The 20,329-nt window shown below is 69.7% G+C and carries 13 protein-coding genes; 11 read left to right on the top strand and 2 right to left on the bottom strand.

Annotation, left to right across the window (positions count from 1 at the left end; genetic code table 11):
* The first annotated feature begins 7 nt into the window (after positions 1-7).
* The 7 genes from AC3WQY_RS02460 (at position 8) to AC3WQY_RS02430 (ending at position 13,650) form a co-directional block, all read left to right on the top strand.
* The gene (locus tag AC3WQY_RS02460; protein WP_492705488.1) at positions 8-7,795 is read left to right on the top strand and encodes a GAF domain-containing protein; all 7,788 of its coding nucleotides are present in this window, start codon (positions 8-10) and stop codon (positions 7,793-7,795) included.
* Positions 7,785-9,983, top strand: coding sequence for a response regulator (locus tag AC3WQY_RS02455; RefSeq protein ID WP_492705486.1), 2,199 nt, complete (start codon positions 7,785-7,787; stop codon positions 9,981-9,983). Before AC3WQY_RS02460 ends, AC3WQY_RS02455 begins: the two co-directional genes overlap by 11 nt.
* A 3-nt stretch (positions 9,984-9,986) precedes the next feature.
* Positions 9,987-10,346: an Hpt domain-containing protein gene (locus AC3WQY_RS02450; RefSeq protein WP_285231168.1), complete on the top strand. Its 360-nt coding sequence runs from the start codon at positions 9,987-9,989 to the stop codon at positions 10,344-10,346.
* The gene (locus AC3WQY_RS02445; RefSeq protein WP_285231169.1) at positions 10,339-11,376 is read left to right on the top strand and encodes an adenylate/guanylate cyclase domain-containing protein; all 1,038 of its coding nucleotides are present in this window, start codon (positions 10,339-10,341) and stop codon (positions 11,374-11,376) included. Before AC3WQY_RS02450 ends, AC3WQY_RS02445 begins: the two co-directional genes overlap by 8 nt.
* On the top strand, positions 11,373-12,086 hold the full coding sequence (locus tag AC3WQY_RS02440) for a Crp/Fnr family transcriptional regulator (protein WP_285231170.1): 714 nt from the start codon (positions 11,373-11,375) through the stop codon (positions 12,084-12,086). Before AC3WQY_RS02445 ends, AC3WQY_RS02440 begins: the two co-directional genes overlap by 4 nt.
* 101 nt (positions 12,087-12,187) lie before the next feature.
* On the top strand, positions 12,188-13,132 hold the full coding sequence (locus AC3WQY_RS02435; RefSeq protein ID WP_492705483.1) for a hypothetical protein: 945 nt from the start codon (positions 12,188-12,190) through the stop codon (positions 13,130-13,132).
* Positions 13,132-13,650 (top strand): nuclear transport factor 2 family protein, encoded by a 519-nt coding sequence (locus AC3WQY_RS02430; protein ID WP_492705481.1) that lies wholly within the window; start codon positions 13,132-13,134, stop codon positions 13,648-13,650. Before AC3WQY_RS02435 ends, AC3WQY_RS02430 begins: the two co-directional genes overlap by 1 nt.
* Positions 13,651-13,670: 20 nt before the next feature.
* Here AC3WQY_RS02430 and hutH read toward each other — a convergent pair whose 3' ends face one another.
* On the bottom strand, positions 13,671-15,218 hold the full coding sequence (gene hutH, locus AC3WQY_RS02425; RefSeq protein WP_492705479.1) for a histidine ammonia-lyase: 1,548 nt from the start codon (positions 15,216-15,218) through the stop codon (positions 13,671-13,673).
* Positions 15,219-15,237: 19 nt separating this feature from the next.
* On the bottom strand, positions 15,238-16,920 hold the full coding sequence (gene hutU / locus AC3WQY_RS02420) for a urocanate hydratase (protein WP_492705477.1): 1,683 nt from the start codon (positions 16,918-16,920) through the stop codon (positions 15,238-15,240).
* A 93-nt stretch (positions 16,921-17,013) separates the two neighbouring features.
* Here hutU and hutC point away from each other — a divergent pair, with 93 nt between their 5' ends.
* The 4 genes from hutC to hutG are packed head-to-tail and all read left to right on the top strand — an operon-like array spanning position 17,014 to position 20,313.
* Positions 17,014-17,736 carry a histidine utilization transcriptional repressor HutC gene (gene hutC, locus AC3WQY_RS02415; protein ID WP_285231175.1) on the top strand — a complete coding sequence of 241 codons (723 nt, stop codon included), beginning with the start codon at positions 17,014-17,016 and terminating at the stop codon, positions 17,734-17,736.
* Positions 17,733-18,284 carry a HutD/Ves family protein gene (locus AC3WQY_RS02410; RefSeq protein WP_285231176.1) on the top strand — a complete coding sequence of 184 codons (552 nt, stop codon included), beginning with the start codon at positions 17,733-17,735 and terminating at the stop codon, positions 18,282-18,284. Before hutC ends, AC3WQY_RS02410 begins: the two co-directional genes overlap by 4 nt.
* Positions 18,281-19,504, top strand: coding sequence for an imidazolonepropionase (gene hutI / locus AC3WQY_RS02405; RefSeq protein WP_492705474.1), 1,224 nt, complete (start codon positions 18,281-18,283; stop codon positions 19,502-19,504). Before AC3WQY_RS02410 ends, hutI begins: the two co-directional genes overlap by 4 nt.
* Before the next feature lie 5 nt (positions 19,505-19,509).
* Positions 19,510-20,313 carry an N-formylglutamate deformylase gene (gene hutG, locus AC3WQY_RS02400; protein ID WP_492705472.1) on the top strand — a complete coding sequence of 268 codons (804 nt, stop codon included), beginning with the start codon at positions 19,510-19,512 and terminating at the stop codon, positions 20,311-20,313.
* The last annotated feature ends 16 nt before the right edge of the window (positions 20,314-20,329 follow it).

Genomic DNA, 20,329 nt, shown 5'->3' with positions numbered 1-20,329 from the left:
GTCCACGATGTCCGCAGCCCTGCCAGCCAGCGCCCGCAGCAAGCCCGCCCGGCCCAGCCGTCGCGGCGCGGCCGTGCCGGCAGGATGGAACAGTGCCGCCGAGCTGGCCTGGAGCGGGCGCCATGAGGAGGCACGCGCCGCCTGCGGCGAGGCGCTGGCGGACGCCCGGCTGCCGCTGGCGCAGCGCGTGGCCCTGCTGGCGCTGCGCAGCGAATCCGCGGTGGCGCTGGGGCGCTTCGATGCGGCGCTCAGCGATGCCGAGACCCTGCTGACCCTGGTGCCTGGCGCCGAGCATGCGGCCGCACAGGCGCAGGGCTATGCCGCGATGGCGATGGCGCTGATGCGGCGCGGCCGCCTGCAGGAGGCGCTGGCGGTGGCCACGCTGGCGCTCGAGCGCGCCGAGCGCTGCGGCCAGCCGGCGCTGCGCGCGCTGGCGCTCACGCGCCTGGGCGAGGCGCAGTTCCGCGTGCGCCAGGGCCGCATGGGCGTGCCCAGCGGGGAGCAGGCGGCGGCGCTCTATGCGCGCCTGGGCGATGCCTCGGGCCAGGCGCGCGCGCTCTGGATCGTCGCCAACGCGCAGATGAATCTGGGCCACCCGGCCCAGGCGCGCGCGGCGGCCGAGCAGGCGCTGGCGCTGGCGCGCCAGAGCGGCGACGAGTTCGCGCTCGGCAATGCGCTCAATCTGCTCGCCTTCATGCAGGCCGATCTCTCGGCGGTGCTGCAGGGCTTCCGGCAGGCCGAGGCGGCCTTCCAGCGCGCCGGCTATGTGGAGCGCTGCGCGCTGGTGCGCTCCAACATCGCCAACGCCTATGTGGAGCTGGGCCTGTACCGCCATGCCCTGCAGCTGCGCCAGGCGAATGCGCGCCTGCAGCGCGAGCTGGGTGCGCTGGCCGGCCTGGCCAACACCCTGGCCTCGCTGGCCGATATCGCCATCCAGCTGGGCGACTACGCCGCCGCCGAGGCCGCGCGCGCCGACTATGTGGCGCTGCTGCAGCTCTATGCCGACCCGATCGGCGGCTATATGGCGGCCAGCCTGGGCGGCGAGCTGGCGCTGGCGCAGGGCCACAGCGCGCTGGCGGTGCGCGAGTTCCGCGCCGCCCAGCGGGCCGCCCTGGCGGGCAGCGATCCGGCCATGCAGATGGCGGCGCACGACGGCCTGGCCAAGGCCTTGCTGGCCGATGGCCAGGCGGCTGCGGCGCTGCGTGCCAGCAGCCGCGGCATCGCCCTGCACCGCGGCCAGGGTCTGAGCAAGCTCGATTTCGTGCAGCGCCAGCATCTGTGGTGGCATCACAGTCAGGCGCTGGCCGCGCTGGGCCGCGGCGAGCAGGCCTGGGCCGCGCTGCAGCAGGCCTATGTGTTCCTGCTCGACGGCGTGCGCGAGCTGCGCGACGAGGGCCTGCGCCGCAGCTACCTCAACAAGGTGTTGGGCAACCGCGAGCTGGTGCGCGCCTGGCTGGCCGAGGCGGCGCAGCGTGGCCTGGCCGAGGCCGAGCGCGAGGGTTATCTGCACCTGCCCAGCCTGCCGGTGGAGCCCTTCAAGCGCCTGGTGGACAGCGGCCTGCGCCTCAACGAGCTGCGCAGCGCGGCCGAGCTGCAGGAGTTCCTCATCAACGAGCTCACCCAGCTGACCGGCGCCGAGCGCGTGATGCTGGTGCTGGAGGGCGGCGGCGCGCTGGAGATCGCCGGCGCCATGCTGCCGCGCGGCGAGTCGGCGGCGGCCCTGCTGCAGGCGGTGACGCCCTGGCTGCAGGAGGCGCGCCGCAGCCGCAGCGTCAGCCTGCGCCACGGCCCGCCCGGTGCCGCGCCGCTGGCGCAGCGCAGCTGCCTGGTGGCGCCGCTGGTGGCGCAGCGCCGCGTGCTGGGCCATGTCTATGCCGACATCGAGGGCGTCTTCGGGCGCTTTGCCGATGCCGATCGCGACCTGCTGGCCCTGCTCGCCGCCCAGGCCGCGGTGGCGCTGGACAACGCGCGCTGGGGCGAGGGCCTGGAGGCCAAGGTGGCCGAGCGCACCGCGGCGCTGGCGGCCGCCAAGGCCCAGGCCGAGCAGCGCGCCCATGAGTTGGCCATCATCAACGCGATCCAGCAGGGCATCGCCGATTCGCAGGATTTCCAGGCCAGCGTCGACCTGGTGGGCGACCAGCTGCGCGAGGTGCTGCGCTCGGGCGATATCGGCATCCATTGGTACGACGCCGCCGCCGGCCTGATGCGCCCGCTCTATGTCTACGAGCATGGCGAGCGCCTGCAGTCCAGCGCCTATGTGCCCAACCCCGGCGGGGCCTGGGAGCAGATCCGGCGCACCCGCAAGCCGCTCATCTATCACAGCCGGCGCGACTACGCCTACGCCGCCCTGCTGGATGGCAGCGATGCCGAGCTCAGTGGCGCCTTCATCCCCATCATTGCCGGCGAGCATCTGCTGGGCGTGATCGTGCTGATGGACTTCCAGCGCGAGCATGCCTTCGGCACCGACGAGATCCGCCTCGTCGAGACCATCTCGGCCAGCCTGGGGGTGGCGCTGGAGAACGCGCGCCTGTTCGACGAGACCCAGCGTCTCTTCAAGGAAAGCGAGCAGCGCGCCGCCGAGCTGGCCATCATCAACAGCGTGCAGGCGGCGCTGGCGGCCGAGCTGAACATACAGGGCATCTACGACGCCGTGGGCGACAAGGTGCGCGAGATCTTCGACGGCCGCGATGTCGGCATCCGCGTCTTCGATGCCAGCACCGGCCTGGAGCATTACCCCTACACCTACGAGGACGGACGGCGGCTCGTGATCGCCTCCGAGCCCATGGAGGAACGCGGCTTCAGCGCCGAGATACGGCGCAGTCGCAGCAGCCTGGTGATCAACGAGCAGATGGACATGGCGCGAGCGCGCTACGGCAGCTATGTGCTGCCGGGCACGCGCAGCACCAAGTCGGCCGTCTATGTGCCGCTGGTGTCGGGCGAGCAGGTGCGCGGCGTCATCACCCTGGTCGACCTGGAGCGCGAGCAGGCCTTCAGCGAATCGGATGTGCGCCTGCTGCAGACCCTGGCCAACAGCATGAGCGTGGCGCTGGAGAACGCGCGCCTGTTCGACGAGACCCAGCGCCTCTTGAAGGAGACCGAGCAGCGCAATGCCGAGCTGGCGGTGATCAACAGCATCCAGCAGGGCATGGCGGGCTCGCTGGACTTCCAGGCCATTGTCGAGCTGGTGGGCGACAAGCTGCGCGAGGTGCTGCACAGCGAGGACATCGGCATCCGCTGGCTGGACCATGCCACGCGCAGCGTGCACTTCCTCTACGAGATCGAGCATGGCCAGCGCCTGGAGATTCCGACGCGCACGCACGAACCGGGCGCCCGCTGGGACGAGCTCAGCACGCGGCGCGAGCCCAAGATCCTCAACAGCGTGGCCGAGCAGGTGGCGGCCGGCGTCAAGGCGATCCCTGGCACCGACCAGGCACTCAGCATGCTGCAGGTGCCCATCGTCGGCAGCGACCGCGTGCTGGGCCGCATCGTGATGGAGAACCACGAGCGCGAGCAGGCCTTTGGCATGCCCGAGGTGCGCCTGCTCACCACCGTGGCCGCCACCATGGGCGTGGCGCTGGAGAATGCGCGCCTGTTCGACGAGACCCAGCGCCTCTTGAAGGAGACCGAGCAGCGCAATGCCGAGCTGGCGGTGATCAACAGCATCCAGCGCGGCATTGCCGGCTCGCTGGACTTCCAGGGCATCGTCGAGCTGGTGGGCGTCAAGCTCGGCGAGATCCTGGCCTGCCCCAGCGTCGGCGTACGCTGGTTCGACCATGAGCGGCGTGCCGTGCTGCACCTGTACGAGACCGAGCATGGCCAACGCCTGACGCTGCCGCCGCGCGAACTGGCCCATGAACCCGAGCTGTGGCGCAAGCAGGTCGAGCAGCGTGAACCGGTGGTCTACGGCTCGGTGCCGGAGCAAGTCGTGGCAGGCACCGGTGCGATACCGGGCACCGATCAGGCCAAGTCCATCGCCAAGGTGCCCATCGTCAGCGGCGAGCTGGCGCTGGGCTCCATCGTGGCGGAGGATCATGAGCGCGAGCATGCCTATGGCGCGGCCGAGGTGCGGCTGTTGCAGACCATTGCCGCCGCCCTGGGCATGGCCTTGCAGAGCGCACAGCGCTTCGACCAGACCCAGCGCCTGCTCAAGGAGACCGAGCAGCGCAATGCCGAGCTGGCGGTGATCAACAGCATCCAGCAGGGCATGGCGGGCTCGCTGGACTTCCAGGGCATCGTCGAGATGGTCGGCGACAAGCTGCGCGAGGTGCTCAAGACCGAGGACATCGGCATCCGCTGGCTCGATCACGCCGGCCAGACCGTGCACCATCTCTACGAGTACGAGCATGGTGTGCGCCTGCAGATCCCGCCGCAGCCGCTGGCGAGCGGGCCGGTGATGAGCCGGCTGATGAGCACGCGGCTGCCGGTGGTCACCAACAGCCCGGCCGAGAAGCTGGCGCTGGGCATACGCGCGCTGCCGGGCACCGACTCCAGCCTCTCGTCCATCCACCTGCCCATCGTCGGCGGCGATGTGCTGCTGGGCTCGATGGTGCTGGAGGATTTTTCGCGCGAGCAGGCCTATGGCGAATCGGAGCTGCGCCTGCTGCAGACGGTGGCCTCGGCGATGGGCGTGGCGCTGCAGAGTGCGCGCCTGTTCGACGAGACCCAGCGCCTGCTCAAGGAGACCGAGCAGCGCAATGCCGAGCTGGCGGTGATCAACAGCATCCAGCAGGGCATGGCGGGCTCGCTGGACTTCCAGGGCATCGTCGACCTGGTGGGCGACAAGTTGCGCGAGGTGCTGCACACGGAAAACCTGGGCATCGTCTGGTACGACGCGGCCAGCGATCACCTGCACAGCCTCTATGTCTACGAGCACAACCAGCGCCTGCATGTGCCGCCGGCCGCGCCCAACCCTCAGGGGAGCTGGGCCAGGCTGGTCGCCACGCGCCAACCGGTGGTGCTCAACACCGCCGCCGAGATGGAGGCTGCCGGCATCACGCTGATGCCCGGCACCGACCAGGCGCTGTCGGTGCTGAAGGTGCCGGTGATCGTGGGCGACCAGGTGCTGGGCATCATCGACACCGAGGACCACCAGCGCGAGCATGCCTATGGCGCGGCCGAGGTGCGCCTGCTGCAGACGATTGCCTCATCGATGGGGGTGGCACTGGAGAACGCGCGCTTGTTCGACGAAACGCAGCGCCTGCTGAAGGAGACCGACGATCGCGCCGCCGAGCTGGCGGTGATCAACGGCGTGCAGCAGGGCCTGGCCAACAAGCTCGATGCCGACTCGATCTACGAGCTGGTGGGCGAGAAGCTGCGCGAGCTGTTCGATTCGCAGAGCATCAGCATCGCCAGCCTGGACATGCAGGCGAACCGGCGCCACTACCACTACATGCTGGAGCGCGGCCGGCGTTTCGAGGTGCCCGACGGGCCGATCTCGGCGCTGGGCCTGCACCTGGTGGCGAGCGGCCGCCCGCTGCTGATCAATGACGACAAGACCGCGCGCCTGGCCGCGCTGGGCATCGTCAGCAGCACCCTGCCGGGCACGGCCGAGACGCTCAGCCTGGTGCGCGTGCCGATCCTTTCCGGCGAGCGCGTGGTGGGCGTGATCGGGCTCGACAACGTCGATCGCGAGAACGCCTTCAGCGCCGCCGATGTGCGCCTGCTCACCACCCTGGCCGGCAGCATGAGCGTGGCGCTGGAGAGCGCACGCCTGTTCGAACAGACCCAGCAGCGCGCCGACGAGCTCGCCACCGTCAATGCGCTGGGCCAGGCGCTCACCAGCACCATCGACCTGGATGAACTGATTCACACCGTGGGTGAAAAGATGCGCGTCACCTTCGCCGCGGACATCGCCTACATCGCCTTGCTCGACCAGGCCGCCGGCCTGATCCGCTTCCCCTATATGCATGGCGAGCAACTGGATCAGCAGGCGATGGGCGAGGGCCTGACCGGCAAGATCATCGAGTCCGGCCAGCCGCTGCTGCTGAACGAGGACGTCGATGCCGCCGCCGACGCCCTGGGCGCCGAGCAACTCGGCGAGCAGGCCGCCAGCTATCTGGGCGTGCCGATCCGCGTGGGTGAGCGCGCGATCGGCGTGCTGAGCGTGCAGAGCACCGCCCGCGAGGGCCGCTTCACCGCGGCCGACCAGAACCTGCTCAGCACCTTGGCGTCCGGCGTCGGCGTGGCGATCCGCAATGCCCAGCTGTTTGCCGAGGCCAGGGAGGCGCGCGCCGCGGCCGAGGGCGCCAACGAGGCCAAGAGCGCCTTCCTGGCGACCATGAGCCACGAGATCCGCACGCCCATGAACGCGGTCATCGGCATGAGCGGCCTGCTGCTGGACACGCCGCTGAACGCCGAGCAGCGCGACTACGCGGCCACCATTCGCGACAGCGGCGACGCCCTGCTGACCATCATCAACGACATCCTGGACTTCTCCAAGATCGAGGCCGGGCGCATGGACATCGAGGCCCATCCCTTCGATCTGCGCGACTGCGTGGAATCGGCGCTGGACCTGGTGGGCGCGCGCGCGGCCGAGAAGCAGCTCGACCTGGCCTATGTGTTCGAGGACGACCTGCCGTCCGTCGTGAACGGCGACGTGACGCGGCTGCGCCAGGTGCTGCTGAACCTGCTCAGCAATGCGGTCAAGTTCACCGACAACCAGGACGGCCGCGGCGAGGTGGTGCTGAGCCTGGCCATGCAGGCGCAGGGGCAGCTGCACTTCTGCGTGCGCGACACCGGCATCGGCCTGAGCCCGCAGGGCATGAGCCGCCTGTTCCAGAGCTTCAGCCAGGCCGACAGTTCGACCACGCGCAAGTACGGCGGCACCGGCCTGGGCCTGGCGATCAGCCGGCGCCTGGTGGAGCTGATGGGCGGCCGCATGTGGGCCGAGAGCGCCGGCGTGGGCGCGGGGGCGAGCTTCCACTTCACGCTCGCGCTGCCGGCGGTGGCGGCGCCGGCGGCGCGCAGCGCGCTGGCGGGCCCGCAGCCGGCGCTGCACGGCAAGCGCCTGCTGGTGGTGGACGACAACGCCACCAACCGCCGCGTGCTGGCGCTGCAGACGGCGCGCTGGGGCATGCTGCCGCAGGACTGCGCCAGCGCCGAGCAGGCCCTGGCCTGGATGGCCGCGGGCGGGGTTTGCGACCTGGCCCTGCTGGACATGCACATGCCGGGCATGGACGGCGTGACACTGGCGCGCCTGCTGCGCAAGACCCGACCCCAGCTGCCCCTGGTGCTGTTCAGCTCGCTGGGGCGCAAGGAGGCGGGGGTGGAGGAGGGCGTGTTCGCCGCCTATCTGCACAAGCCGCTGCGGCAGAGCCAGCTGTTCGACACCTTGATGAATCTGCTGGGCGAGCGCAGCGCGGCGCGCGTGCTGGCGCCGGTGGGCCCCAGCCAGCATGCCGGCCTGGCCGAGCGCCACCCGCTGCGCATCCTGCTGGCCGAGGACAACGCCGTGAACCAGAAGCTGGCGCTGCGCCTGCTGAGCCAGATGGGCTACCGCGCCGACCTGGCCAGCAACGGCCTGGAGGCGGTGGAGAGCGTCGAGCGCCAGCCCTACGACCTGGTGCTGATGGACGTGCAGATGCCCGAGATGGACGGCCTGGAGGCGAGCCGGCGCATCACCGCGCGCTGGCCGGCCGGGGCGCGGCCGCGCATCGTCGCGATGACCGCCAACGCCATGCAGGGTGACCGCGAGGACTGCCTGGCCGCCGGCATGGACGACTACCTGGCCAAGCCGATACGCGTGGAGGCGCTGGTGCAGGCGCTGCTGAATGCGGAGGCGCGCCATGACGGCTGAGGCGGCGCCGGGCGCGGGCATGGCGCAGGAGCTGGTCATGGCCCGCTTCGAATACCTGTTTCGCAATGCCGGGCTGGGCATGACGGTCGCCCCGATCGGCGTGCTGCTGTTTGCCTGGGCGCTGACGCAGACGGGGGCGAGCGAGGGCCTGGCCTGGTGGCTGCTGGCCCAGGCTGGCTTGACCTTGGCCTATTTCCTCGTCTTGGCCCCATGGGCGCGGCGCTTGCTGGCGAGCGCCCAGCTACGCCGTGCGGAGTGGCTTTTGCAGGCCTTTCATCTGGCCCTGGGTGCCAGCTGGGGTTGGGCCGTCGTTTACTACTTCGAGGCGTCCCTGCTGCGTATCCTGGTCGTGATGCTGGCGGTGCTTGGCAATGTGGTGGCGGTGGCTTCGGCCGCGGCGGTGCATCGCGCCAGTGTGCTGGCCTTCTGCCTGCCGCTGATGCTGCCGGTCTTGCTGCGCGGCGTGCTGGATGGCAGCACCCCGGCGCTGCTTGGCGCCCTGACCATGTTCTGGCTCTCGCTGGTGGTGCTGGTGTTTGCCCATCAGCATGGCGCGGCCCTGCTCGAAGCCATGCGCATGCGCTTCGAGAACGCGCGCCTCAACGAGGCGCTCACCGAGCAGAAGGTGCGCGAGCGCACGCGCGCGCTGGAGGCCGCCAGCCAGCACAAGTCGGAATTCCTGGCCACGGTCAGCCATGAGATCCGCACGCCGCTGAACGCCATCATCGGCATGAGCGGGCTGATGCTGGACACGCCGCTGGATGCCGAACAGCGCGATTACGCGGGCACCATCCGCGACTCCGGCGAGACCCTGCTGACCATCATCAACGACATCCTGGACTTCTCCAAGATCGAGGCCGGGCGCATGGACATCGAGCACCACCCCTTCGAGCTGCGCGACTGCGTGGAGTCGGCGCTGGAGCTGGTGGCGGCGCGCGCGGCCGAGAAGGGGCTGGACCTGGCCTATCTGTTCGAGGGCGAGCTGCCGGTGGCGTTGAACGGCGACGTCACGCGGCTGCGCCAGATCCTGCTGAACCTGCTCTCCAACGCCGTCAAGTTCACCGAGCGCGGCGAGGTGGTGCTGAGCGTCAGGGCGCTGGGCGACGACGCGTGGCAGTTCAGCGTGCGCGACACCGGCATCGGCCTCAGCGAGGCCGGCATGAGCCGGCTGTTCCAGAGCTTCAGCCAGGCCGACAGCTCGACCACGCGCAAGTACGGCGGCACCGGCCTGGGCCTGGCGATCAGCAAGAAGTTATCCGAGCTGATGGGCGGGCGCATGTGGGCCGAGAGCGCCGGCCCGGGCTGCGGCAGCAGCTTCCATGTCTGCATCCGCGCCGAGCCCGCCGAGCCGCCCGCCAACGCGCGGCGCGAGTTCATCGGCCAGCAGCCGGCGCTGCGCGCCAAGCAGTTGCTGGTGGTCGACGACAACGCCACCAACCGCCGCGTGCTGGCGCTGCAGACCGCCAAATGGGGCATGCTGCCGCGCGACTGCGCCTCGGGCGAGGAGGCGCTGCAGCTGCTCGAGCAGGGCGGGCGCTTCGACCTGGCGGTGCTGGACATGCACATGCCGGGCATGGATGGCCTGACGCTGGCGCGCCGCATCCGCAAGACCTGGCCCCAGCTGCCGCTGGTGATGTTCAGCTCGCTGGGGCGCAAGGAGGCCGGTGCCGAGGACGGGCTGTTCCAGGCCTATCTGCACAAGCCGCTGCGCCAGAGCCAGCTCTTCGACGCCCTGGTGGGCCTCTCGGGCGAGGCGCTGGCGCCGCGCCCGCCGGCGCAGGACAGGCCCGGCATCGACGCCGGCCTGGCCGCGCGCCACCCGCTGCGCATCCTGCTGGCCGAGGACAACGCGGTGAACCAGAAGCTGGCCTTGCGCCTGCTGGCGCAGATGGGCTACCGTGCCGACGTGGCCAGCAACGGCATCGAGGCGGTGGAGAGCGTGCAGCGCCAGCCCTACGACCTGGTGCTGATGGATGTGCAGATGCCCGAGATGGATGGGCTGGAGGCGGCGCGCGAGATCTGCCGCCGCTGGCCGGCCGGCCGCCGGCCGCGCCTGGTGGCGATGACCGCCAACGCCATGCAGGGCGATCGCGAGGCCTGTCTGGCCGCGGGCATGGACGATTACGTGACCAAACCGATACGCACCGAGGCCCTGGTACAGGCCCTTATGCGCGGCCAGGGAGGCTGAGAGATGAATGTCATCGATGCACAGATCTTCACCGAGCTGCAGGACAGTGCCGGCGCCGACTTCGTGGCCGAGCTGGTGCAGACCTTTCTGGAGGATGCGCCGGGCCTGCTGCAGACGCTGCGCCAGGCGCATATGAGCGGCGATGCGGCGGGCTTCCGGCGCGCCGCCCACACGCTCAAGTCCAATGGCAACACCTTCGGCGCGCTGCACCTGGCCGAGCTGGCGCGCGAGCTGGAGCAGCGCGGCCAGCAGCCGCTAAGCACGGGAGAGGCCGACGATGCCGAGCTGGCGGCGCGCCTGCAGAACCTGGAGCAGGCCTACGCGCATTGCGCCGCGGCGCTGCGGAGCCTCGGCCATGCGTGACGATGCCGCCCGGCTGCTGCTGGTGGATGACAACCGCGTCAATCGCCTGTTGCTGGCGCGCCAGCTGGGCCAGCTGGGCCACCAGACCGAGCTGGCCGAGAACGGCCGCGAGGCCCTGCGCATGCTGCGCGAGCGCCGCTACGACCTGCTGGTGCTGGACATCGAGATGCCCGAGATGGATGGCTTCGAGGTGCTCAGCCGCATGCTGGAGGACCCCGAGCTGCGCGAGCTGCCCGTGATCGTGACCTCGGCCCTGGAGGGGCTGGCGAACGTGGTGCGCTGCATCGAGCTGGGCGCCGAGGACTATCTGTCCAAGCCGGTCAATCCGGTGCTGCTGAAGGCGCGCATCGGCGCCAGCCTGGAGAAGAAGCGCCTGCGCGACGCCCAGCGCGAGCTGGTGAGCCGCTTTGCCACCCTGGAGGTGGCGCAGGACCTGGAGCGCTCGGGCTTCAGCCTGGGCGGGCGGCGCGTGCATGGGGCGGTGCTGTTCTGCGACATCCGCGGCTTCACTGGCCTGGTGGAGACGCTCGCGCCCGAGCAGGTGATCGAGCTGCTCAACACCTACTACACCCTGATGTTCGACGCCATCAGCGGCATGGGCGGGGTGGTGAACCAGATCATCGGCGACGGCCTGATGGCGATCTTCGGCGCGCCCCTGCCTCTGGAGCAGCCGGCGGCCGCGGCGGTGGCGGCGGCGCTGGAGATGGTGGCGATGATGGAGCAGTTCAGCCGCGAGCAGCTGGCCGCCGGCCTGCCGCCGCTGCGCATCGGCATCGGCATTGCCAGCGGCGACATGGTGGCCGGCTACACCGGCACGCAGCAGCGCGCCACCTACACCTGCGTGGGCGACACGGTGAACCTGGCGGCGCGCCTGGAGGCCCATACCAAGGAGGCGGGGCGCGCCATCCTCATCGATGCAGCCACCCAACTGGCGTTGCAGGGGCAGGTCCCGACGGAGGCACTCGGCCCGGTGCTGCTCAAGGGCAAAGCCGCCGCTGTCGAGGTGTATGCAGTGCTGGGTGATCGATGATGTGGCAGACGCTGCTGGCGGCGATACAGAGCAGCTTCTTGGACAGCCTGGCCACGCCGCTGCAGATCCTCGCTCTGGGCTGCGCCGTGCTGGGCGTGGGGCTGCAGGTCGGCGGCTCGCTGGTGCGCACCATGCTGCCCTTGCGCTGGCTGACGGTGGCCAGCAGCCTGGCCCTGATGGTCTATGGGGCCTTGAGCCCCTCCATGAGCACGCTGGCGGCGTCGCTGCTGCTGTTGCCCATCAATGTCTTCCGCGCCGTGGAAGTGACGCGGCTGACGCATGCCGTCAAGGGCGCGGCGGCGGCGGCCGATCATGTCGGGCATTGGCTCAAGCCGCATATGAAGGTGCGCAAGCTCAAGGCCGGCCAGGTGCTCTTCCGCAAGGGCGATCGGGCCGAGCATCTCTACCTGCTGGTGCAGGGCGAGATGCGGCTGGCCGACATCGGCCAGCAGCTGCCGCTGGGCCGCATCTTCGGCGAGATCGCCCTGTTCGCGCCCGACCACCGGCGCACCCACACCGTGCAGGCGCTGAGTGCCTGCACGGTGCTTCAGATCCACGAGAGCACGGTGCGCCAGCTCTACTACCAGCATCCGGCCTTCGGCTTTCACCTCATCGACCTGCTGGCCGAGGGGCTGGCGCACGACGTCGCGCGCGCCGAGGCGGCGGCGCAGGCGACCCCCAGTCAGGGGGGGGCGATTCCCGAGGCCTAAGTGCTTTCCCCAGCACGCTGCCGGCGCGGCCGGCGTAACTTGATCAAGCTCAGTCCGGGCGCGGCCCGGCTCGTCAACGTCTTCCACTGGAGCGCAGCACCATGACATCGATCACCGGAACCAGTTTGCTGGCCTTGGCCCTCGGCCTCTCGGGCGCCGCGATGGCGGACGCCGACAAGGAAACCGTGCCGAACAAGATCTCGCACCGCCTCAACCCCGGCCATCCCACCATCGAGGCGGCGTCCACCGGCGGCACCGGCACGCTCAGCGCGATCAGCTGGCGCGGCGGGCCGGTCATGACCGGCGCTCCCAATGTCCACCTGATCTGGTACGGCAACTGGGCACAGAGCAATGGCAGCGATACCGCGGCGGGCCAGCAGATCGTGCGCGACTTCATGTCCGGCGTGAGCAACTCGCCCTACCTGGCCATCAACAGCACTTACACGGGCTCCAATGGCACGGTGAGCGGCCTGATCGGCACGGTCAGCGAAGCCAGCGTCGGCTATACCAATGGCACCCGCCTGCGCGATGCCGACATCTCCAAGATCGTCTCCAACTACATCAGCAGCAGCGGCAAGAAGGACAGCAACGCGGTCTACTTCGTGCTGACCTCCTCGGACGTGGCCGAGACCAGCGGCTTCTGCAACAAGTACTGCGGCTGGCATACCAGCGCCAACATCCAGAGCACCAATATCAAGTACAGCTTCGTCGGCAATGCGAACCGCTGCCTCGCCAGTTGCGCGGCACAGTCGACCAGCCCGAACGGCAACGCGGGGGTGGACGGCATGCTGTCGGTGGTGGCGCATGAGCTGGAGGAGACGCTCACCGATCCGAACCCGAGCAGCGGTTGGGTCGACGCCAGCGGCGCCGAGAATGCCGACAAATGCGCCTGGACCTTCGGGCATTTCCAGCAGACTGCCGCCAATGGTGCTTCCTACAACATGACCCTGAACACGGTCAGCGGCAGCAAGAACTATCTGATCCAGCGCAACCTGTCCAATGTGGACAACAAGTGCTACATGAACGGCGCGCGCACCATCTACTGATGGGCTTGATGCCATGCGGCCTGCGCCGCCGTCAGCTGCTCGCCCTGGCCCTGGTGCCGGCCCTGCCGGCGCCGGCCTGGTCGCAGCAGCATGTGACGCGCGCCGTGCAGGCCTTTTTGCAGCTCGAAGAGGCCCTGCTGCGGGCGCTGCGCGAGGCCGACACCGCCCAGCTCGATGCCTTGCTGGGGGCGGAGTTCGAACTGCTGGTGCAGCAACAGCCGTCCACCAGCACGCCGCGCGAGACCTGGCTGCAGCGCATGCGCCAGCCCGGCGCGACGGACTATCAGCCCGCCGACATGGCGGTGCGCGAACTCGGCGCGGTGGCCATCGTCAGCTTTGTGCTGCGCCCCCAGGGTAGGGAGGGCCGGGCCGGCCGTCCGCCCATCGCGGTGGTGGATGTGTGGGAGCGGGACGGCAGCCGCTGGGTGCTGACATCCCGCCATGCCTCGGCGCTGGCCGGGCCGCGCCGCCTGCTACCCGGCGAGGCGCCGGGCGAGGGCTTGCGCAAGCAGATCTGAGCCGCCGGGCCGGCTGAGCCTCAGCCGAACACCTTCAGGCCGGTCTCGGCCACCAGCAGCACGCTCAGCTGGCCGTCTTCCACCAGGGCGCTGGCATGCTCGATATCGGGCGCCAGGTAATGGTCGGTGGGCATAGGCGGGCAGTTCTGGCGCACCAGGGCGTGCACCCCTTCCAGGGCCTTGGAGCTCGCCAGCGGGCGCAGGAACTCGATGCCCTGCGCGGCCGCCAGCAGCTCGATGCCGATGATGTGGCCGGTGTTGTCCAGCATCTGGCCGAGGCGGCGCGCGCCGTAGGTGGCCATCGACACATGGTCTTCCTGGTTGGCGCTGGTGGGCAGGCTGTCGACGCTGGCGGGATGGGCCAGGCTCTTGTTCTCGCTGGCCAGGGCCGCGGCGGTCACATGGGCGATCATGAAGCCCGAGTTGAGGCCGGCGTTGGCGGTCAGGAAGGGCGGCAGGCGCGACACGCTGGCGTCGATCAGCATGGCAATGCGGCGCTCGGCGATCGCGCCCACCTCGGCGATGGCGCAGGCCAGCGCGTCGGCGGCCAGGGCCACCGGCTCGGCGTGGAAATTGCCGCCGGAAACCATATAGCTCGTGCCGTCCTGGTTGGCGAACACCAGCGGGTTGTCGGTCACCGCATTGGCCTCGCGCAGCAGCACGTCGCGCACATAGCGGGCCTGGTCGAGGCAGGCGCCCATCACCTGGGGCTGGCAGCGCAGGCAGTAAGGATCTTGCACGCGCTCATCGCCCTCCTGGTGCGATTGACGGATGGCGCTGCCGGCGAGGATCTGGCGGTAGGCGGCGGCCGCCTCGATCTGGCCGGGCTGGCCACGCACCGCATGGATGCGCGGGTCGAAGGGGCCGTCGCTGCCGCGTGCGGCATCCAGGCTCAGCGCACCGCTGACGATGGCCGAGGCATAGACCTGCTCGAAGCGCAGCAGGCCCTCCAGCGCCAGCGCGGTGCTGGTCTGGGTGCCGTTGATCAGGGCCAGGCCTTCCTTGGCCTGCAGCACCAGGGGTGCGATGGCATGCTTGTTCAGCTCGGGCAGGGCGGGCACGCGCCGGCCGTCCACCAGCATCTCGCCCTCGCCCAAGAGGGCCAGGGTCATGTGCGAGAGCGGGGCCAGGTCGCCCGAGGCGCCCACCGAGCCCTTGGCCGGCACATAGGGCACCAGGCCGGCGTTGAACACGTCCAGCAGGCTTTGCACCACCGCCTCGCGCACGCCGGAATGGCCGCGCGCCAGCGAGGCCGCCTTGGTGGCCAGCATCAGGCGCACCACGCTGGGCTGCAGGGGTTCGCCCACGCCCACGCAATGCGAGCGGATCAGGTTGAACTGCAGTGTGGCCAGCTCTTCCTTGCTGATGCGCTTGGAGGCCAGCTTGCCGAAGCCGGTGTTGACGCCGTAGACCGGCGCATCGCCGGCGGCCGCGCCCTGCACCACGGCGGCGCTGCGGCGGATGCTGTCGGCGGCGCTGGCATGCAGGCCCAGCTTGACGCCGCCGTTGCGGATGCTGCGCAACTGGTCCAGGGTCAGCTGGCCGGGGGTGATTTCGATATGGGTCATCTGGTTCTCTTTCTGAAGATCAGCCGGTGATCATGGGGAGGTTCAGGCCGCGCTCCTTGGCGCACTTGACGGCGATGTCATAGCCGGCGTCCGCATGACGCATCACGCCGGTGCCGGGGTCGTTCACCAGCACGCGGGCGATGCGCTTGTCGGCGGCCTCGCTGCCGTCGCAGACGATCACCACGCCGCTGTGCTGGCTGAAGCCCATGCCCACGCCGCCGCCATGGTGCAGCGAGACCCAGGTGGCGCCGCCGGCGGTGTTCAGCAAGGCGTTCAGCAGCGGCCAGTCGGAGACGGCGTCCGAGCCGTCCTTCATGCTCTCGGTCTCGCGATTCGGGCTGGCCACCGAGCCGCTGTCCAGATGGTCGCGGCCAATCACGATCGGGGCCTTGAGTTCGCCCTTGCGCACCATTTCATTGAAGGCCAGGCCGGCCAGATGGCGCTCGCCCAGGCCCAGCCAGCAGATGCGTGCCGGCAGACCCTGGAAGCTGATGCGCTCCTTGGCCATGTCCAGCCAGCGGTGCACGCCGGCATGGTGGGGGAAGAGCTCCTTGATCTTGGCGTCGGTCTTGTAGATGTCCTCGGGGTCGCCCGAGAGCGCCACCCAGCGGAAGGGGCCGCGGCCCTCGCAGAACTGCGGGCGCACATAGGCGGGCACGAAGCCGGGGAAGTCGAAGGCGTTCTTCACGCCCTGGTCCAGCGCCACCTGGCGGATGTTGTTGCCATAGTCGACGGTGGGGATGCCCATGGCCTGGAAGTCCAGCATGGCTTGCACATGCACGGCGCAGCCCTTGGCGGCGGCGGCCTTGAGCTCGGCATGCTGGGCCGGGTCGGCGGCGGCGGCCTTCCACTGAGCCACGCGCCAGCCCACCGGCAGATAGCCGTTGATGAGGTCGTGTGCCGAGGTCTGGTCGGTCACCAGATCGGGCTTGATGGCGCTGCCTTGCTTGCAGCGCTCGGCCAGCGCCGGCAGGATCTCGGCCGCGTTGCCCAGCAGCGCGATCGAGACGGCCTTGCCCTCGGCGGTGTACTTGGCGATGCGGGCCAGCGCGTCGTCCAGGTCGGCGGCCTGTTCGTCCACATAGCGGGTCTTGAGGCGGAAGTCGATGCGCGATTGCTGGCACTCGATGTTGAGCGAGCAGGCGCCGGCAAAGGTGGCCGCCAGGGGCTGGGCACCGCCCATGCCGCCCAGGCCGGCGGTGAGGATCCAGCGGCCCTTCAGGCTGCCGCCGTAATGCTGGCGGCCGGCCTCGGCAAAGGTTTCATACGTGCCCTGCACGATGCCTTGCGAGCCGATGTAGATCCAGCTGCCGGCCGTCATCTGGCCGTACATCATCAGGCCCTTGCGGTCCAGCTCGTTGAAGTGCTCCCAGTTGGCCCAATGCGGCACCAGATTGCTGTTGGCGATCAGCACGCGCGGTGCGTCGGCATGGGTCTTGAACACGCCCACCGGCTTGCCGGATTGCACCAAGAGGGTCTCGTCATCGTTGAGCTTCTTCAGCGATTCCAGGATGGCGTCGAAGCATTCCCAGTTGCGCGCGGCCTTGCCGATGCCGCCGTAGACCACCAGCTCGGCCGGGTTCTCGGCCACCACCGGGTCCAGGTTGTTCTGGATCATGCGGTAGGCGGCTTCAGTGAGCCAGTTCTTGCAGCTGAGGGTGGTGCCGGTGGGGGCGCGGACGACACGGGACGATGCAGACATGGGGAGCTCCTGGCGGTTGCAGAGAGAGGAAGAAATGAAGGAATGAGGCGAACTCTAGTTGTCTATACAAGTAAAGTCAACTACCATTCGCTCATGTCCAGAAAAGTCCCGGCCGGCCCCGAGCCGCAGTACCTCAAGGTCAAGAACTTCCTGCGCGAAGGCATCAGCAGCGGCCGCTGGGTGGCGGGCGACCTGCTGCCCTCGGAGGCCGAACTGGGCGGGCAGTTCGAGCTCAGCCGCATGACGGTGAACCGCGCGCTGCGCGAGCTGACGCAGGAAGGCCTGGTCGAGCGGGTGCAGGGCGTGGGCACCTTCGTGGCCCAGCTGCATCGCATCTCCTCCACGCTGACGGTGCGCGACGTGCACGACGAGATCGCCGAGCGCGGCCACCAGCATGAGGCCAGGGTGCAGCTGCTGGAAAAGACCAAGGCCACGGCCGAGCAGGCGGCCGAGTTCGGCTTGCGGGCCGGCGCGGTGCTGTTCCACAGCGTGATCGTGCATCTGGAGAATGGCGTGGCGATCCAGTGCGAGGACCGGCTGGTCAATCCGGCCTGCGCGCCCGACTATCTGGCGCTGGATTTCGCCAGCACCACCCCCACGAATTACCTGCTGCAGGTGGCGCCCCTGTCGGAGGCGCGCTATACGATTGAATCGACGCTGCCGAGCGATGCCGAGGCCAAGCTGCTGGGCATCGCGCGGCGTGATCCCTGCCTGGTGGTCAAGCGCACCACCTACAGCCATGGGCAGACCGTGACCACGGTGCGGCTCACGCACCCTGGTTCCAGATACCTCTTGCAAGGAAGTTTTCAGGCATGAGTTGGAGCATCATCAGCGCGGACGAGGTCACCCCTCAGCCCTGGCGCAACGGCGGTGGCCAGACGCGCGAACTGCTGGCCTGGCCGCACAGCAACGACTGGGCGCTGCGCATCAGCGTGGCGGACATCGCGGCCAGCGGCCCGTTCTCGAAATTCGAGGGCGTGGACCGCTGGTTCGCGGTGCTGCAGGGCGAGGGCGTGCGGCTGTATGAATACGAGCTGCGCGTGGGCGACGAGCTGCTGCACTTCGATGGCGCGCTGGCGCCCGACTGCGAGCTGATCGGCGGCATGACGCGCGATTTCAATCTGATGCACCGGCGCGGCCGTGGCGTGATGAAGGTGCAGCCGGCCGCCCATGCCCTGCTGCCCGAGGCCGGCGCGGCGCGTTGGGTCGGCCTGTTCAGCGCCCAGGGCGGCCTGCTCGAGCATGGCGCCCGCGCCATGCCGCTGCGGCCCCTCAGCCTGGCCTGGTGCGAGACGCCGGCGGCGCAGTCCTGCGTGTTCAGCGGCGAGGGCGCAGCCTGGTGGATGAGCTGGAGCGAGGCATGAACAGCAGCGGCAGCAAACGTACGCTCTGGCACAACGCGCGTCTGGCCACCCTGGCCGGCGACCAACCCTGGGGCTGGCTGCCGCAGGGCGCGCTGATCACCGAGGGCGAGCAGATCGTCTGGGTGGGCGAGGCATCGCAGCTCTCGCCCGAGCTGAGCGCCAGCATCGCGCAGCAGCGCGACCTGGGCGGCGCGGTGGTGACGCCGGGCCTGATCGATTGCCACACCCATCTGGTCTATGGCGGCTCGCGTGCGCATGAGTTCGAGCTGCGCCTGCAGGGCGCCAGCTACGAGGAGATCGCGCGCGCCGGTGGCGGCATCCGCTCCTCGGTGGCGGCCACGCGCGAGGCCGGCGAGCATGAGCTCTATGCGCTGGCGGCCCAGCGCCTGCAGGCGCTGCTGGCCGAGGGCGTGACCACCATCGAGGTGAAGTCGGGCTATGGCCTCTCGCAGGCCGCCGAGGCCAAGATGCTGCGCGTGGCGCGGCGCCTGGCCGGCTTGGGGCTAGAGGTGCGCACCACCTATCTGGGCGCCCATGCCCTGCCGCCCGAGTACCAGGGCCGGCCGGATGCCTATGTGAAGGCGCTTTGCGACTGGCTGCCCGAGCTCAAGCGCGAGGGCCTGGTGGACGCGGTGGATGCCTTCTGCGAGGGCATCGGTTTCACGCCGGCACAGACGCGCCAGGTCTTCGAGGCCGCCAGGGCCCTGGAGCTGCCCGTGAAGCTGCACGCCGAGCAGCTCAGCGACCAGGGCGGCACCCAGCTGGCCTGCGAGTTCGGCGCGCTCTCCTGCGATCACCTCGAGTACCTCGGCGAGGCGGGCATCCGCGCGCTGCAGGCCAGCGGCACGGTGGCGGTGCTGCTGCCGGGCGCCTACTACTTCCTGCGCGAGACCAAACTGCCGCCGGTGCAGGCGCTGCGCGAGGCCGGCGTGCCGATCGCGATCGCCACCGACCACAACCCCGGCACCTCGCCCACGCTCTCGCTGCTCCTGATGCTGAACATGGCTTGCACGCTGTTCCGCCTCACGCCCGAGGAGGCCCTGCGCGGCGTGACCCAGCATGCGGCACGCGCGCTGGGTCTGGCCGACCGCGGCCAGCTGGTGGCGGGGCAGCGCGCCGATTTCTGCATCTGGGACATCGCCCACCCCAACGAACTGGCCTATTACTTCGGCCGCAACCCGCTGCGCCACACGGTGCGCGGCGGACAGCTACGGAACTGAGCACGATGAGCAACTCCGTCTTTCGATTGAAGCAGGGGCGCACGCCGCTGCTGATCAGCATGCCCCATGTGGGCAGCGCCATTCCCGCCGACCAGCAGCAGCGCTACCAGCCGCGCGCGCTGGCCAGCGAGGACACCGACTGGCATCTGGAGCGCCTCTACGGCGAGATCGCGGAAGAGCTGGGCGCCAGCCTGATAGCGCCGCATTACTCGCGCTACCTGATCGACCTGAACCGCCCGCCCGAGGACACGCCCATGTACCCCGGCGCGGCCAACACCGAGCTGTGCCCGACGCGCTTCTTCACCGGCGAGCCGCTCTATCTGGAGGGCCAGGAGCCCGATCTGGCCGAGAAGCAGCGCCGCCGCGAGCAGTATTGGCTGCCCTACCACCGCGCCCTCACGGCCGAGATGAACCGGCTCAAGAGCCTGTATGGCCACGCCCTGCTGTTCGATGCGCACAGCATCCGCTCCGAGCTGCCCTGGCTGTTCGAGGGCCGCCTGCCCGACCTGAACCTGGGCACCGCCGAGGGCAGGTCCTGCGACCCCGCCATCACCGCGTCCTTAAGTGATCTGCTCGCCTCGCAAAGTACCTACAGCCAGGTGGTGAATGGCCGTTTCAAGGGCGGCTTCATCACGCGCCACTATGGCCAGCCGCAGCAGGGCTGGCATGCGGTGCAGATGGAGATGTGCCAGTGCTGCTATATGAGCGAGCAGCCGCCGTACGACTACGCACCGGCTCTGGCGGCCGGGGTGCAGCCGCTGATGCGGGCGCTGCTGCTGCGCCTGCTGGCCTGGAGGCCCGCCCCATGAGCCCCGCACGGCCGCC

The sequence above is a fragment of the Roseateles sp. FW301-B2 genome, from assembly GCF_058788955.1.
This window is presented reverse-complemented; position numbering and strand designations above follow the sequence as displayed.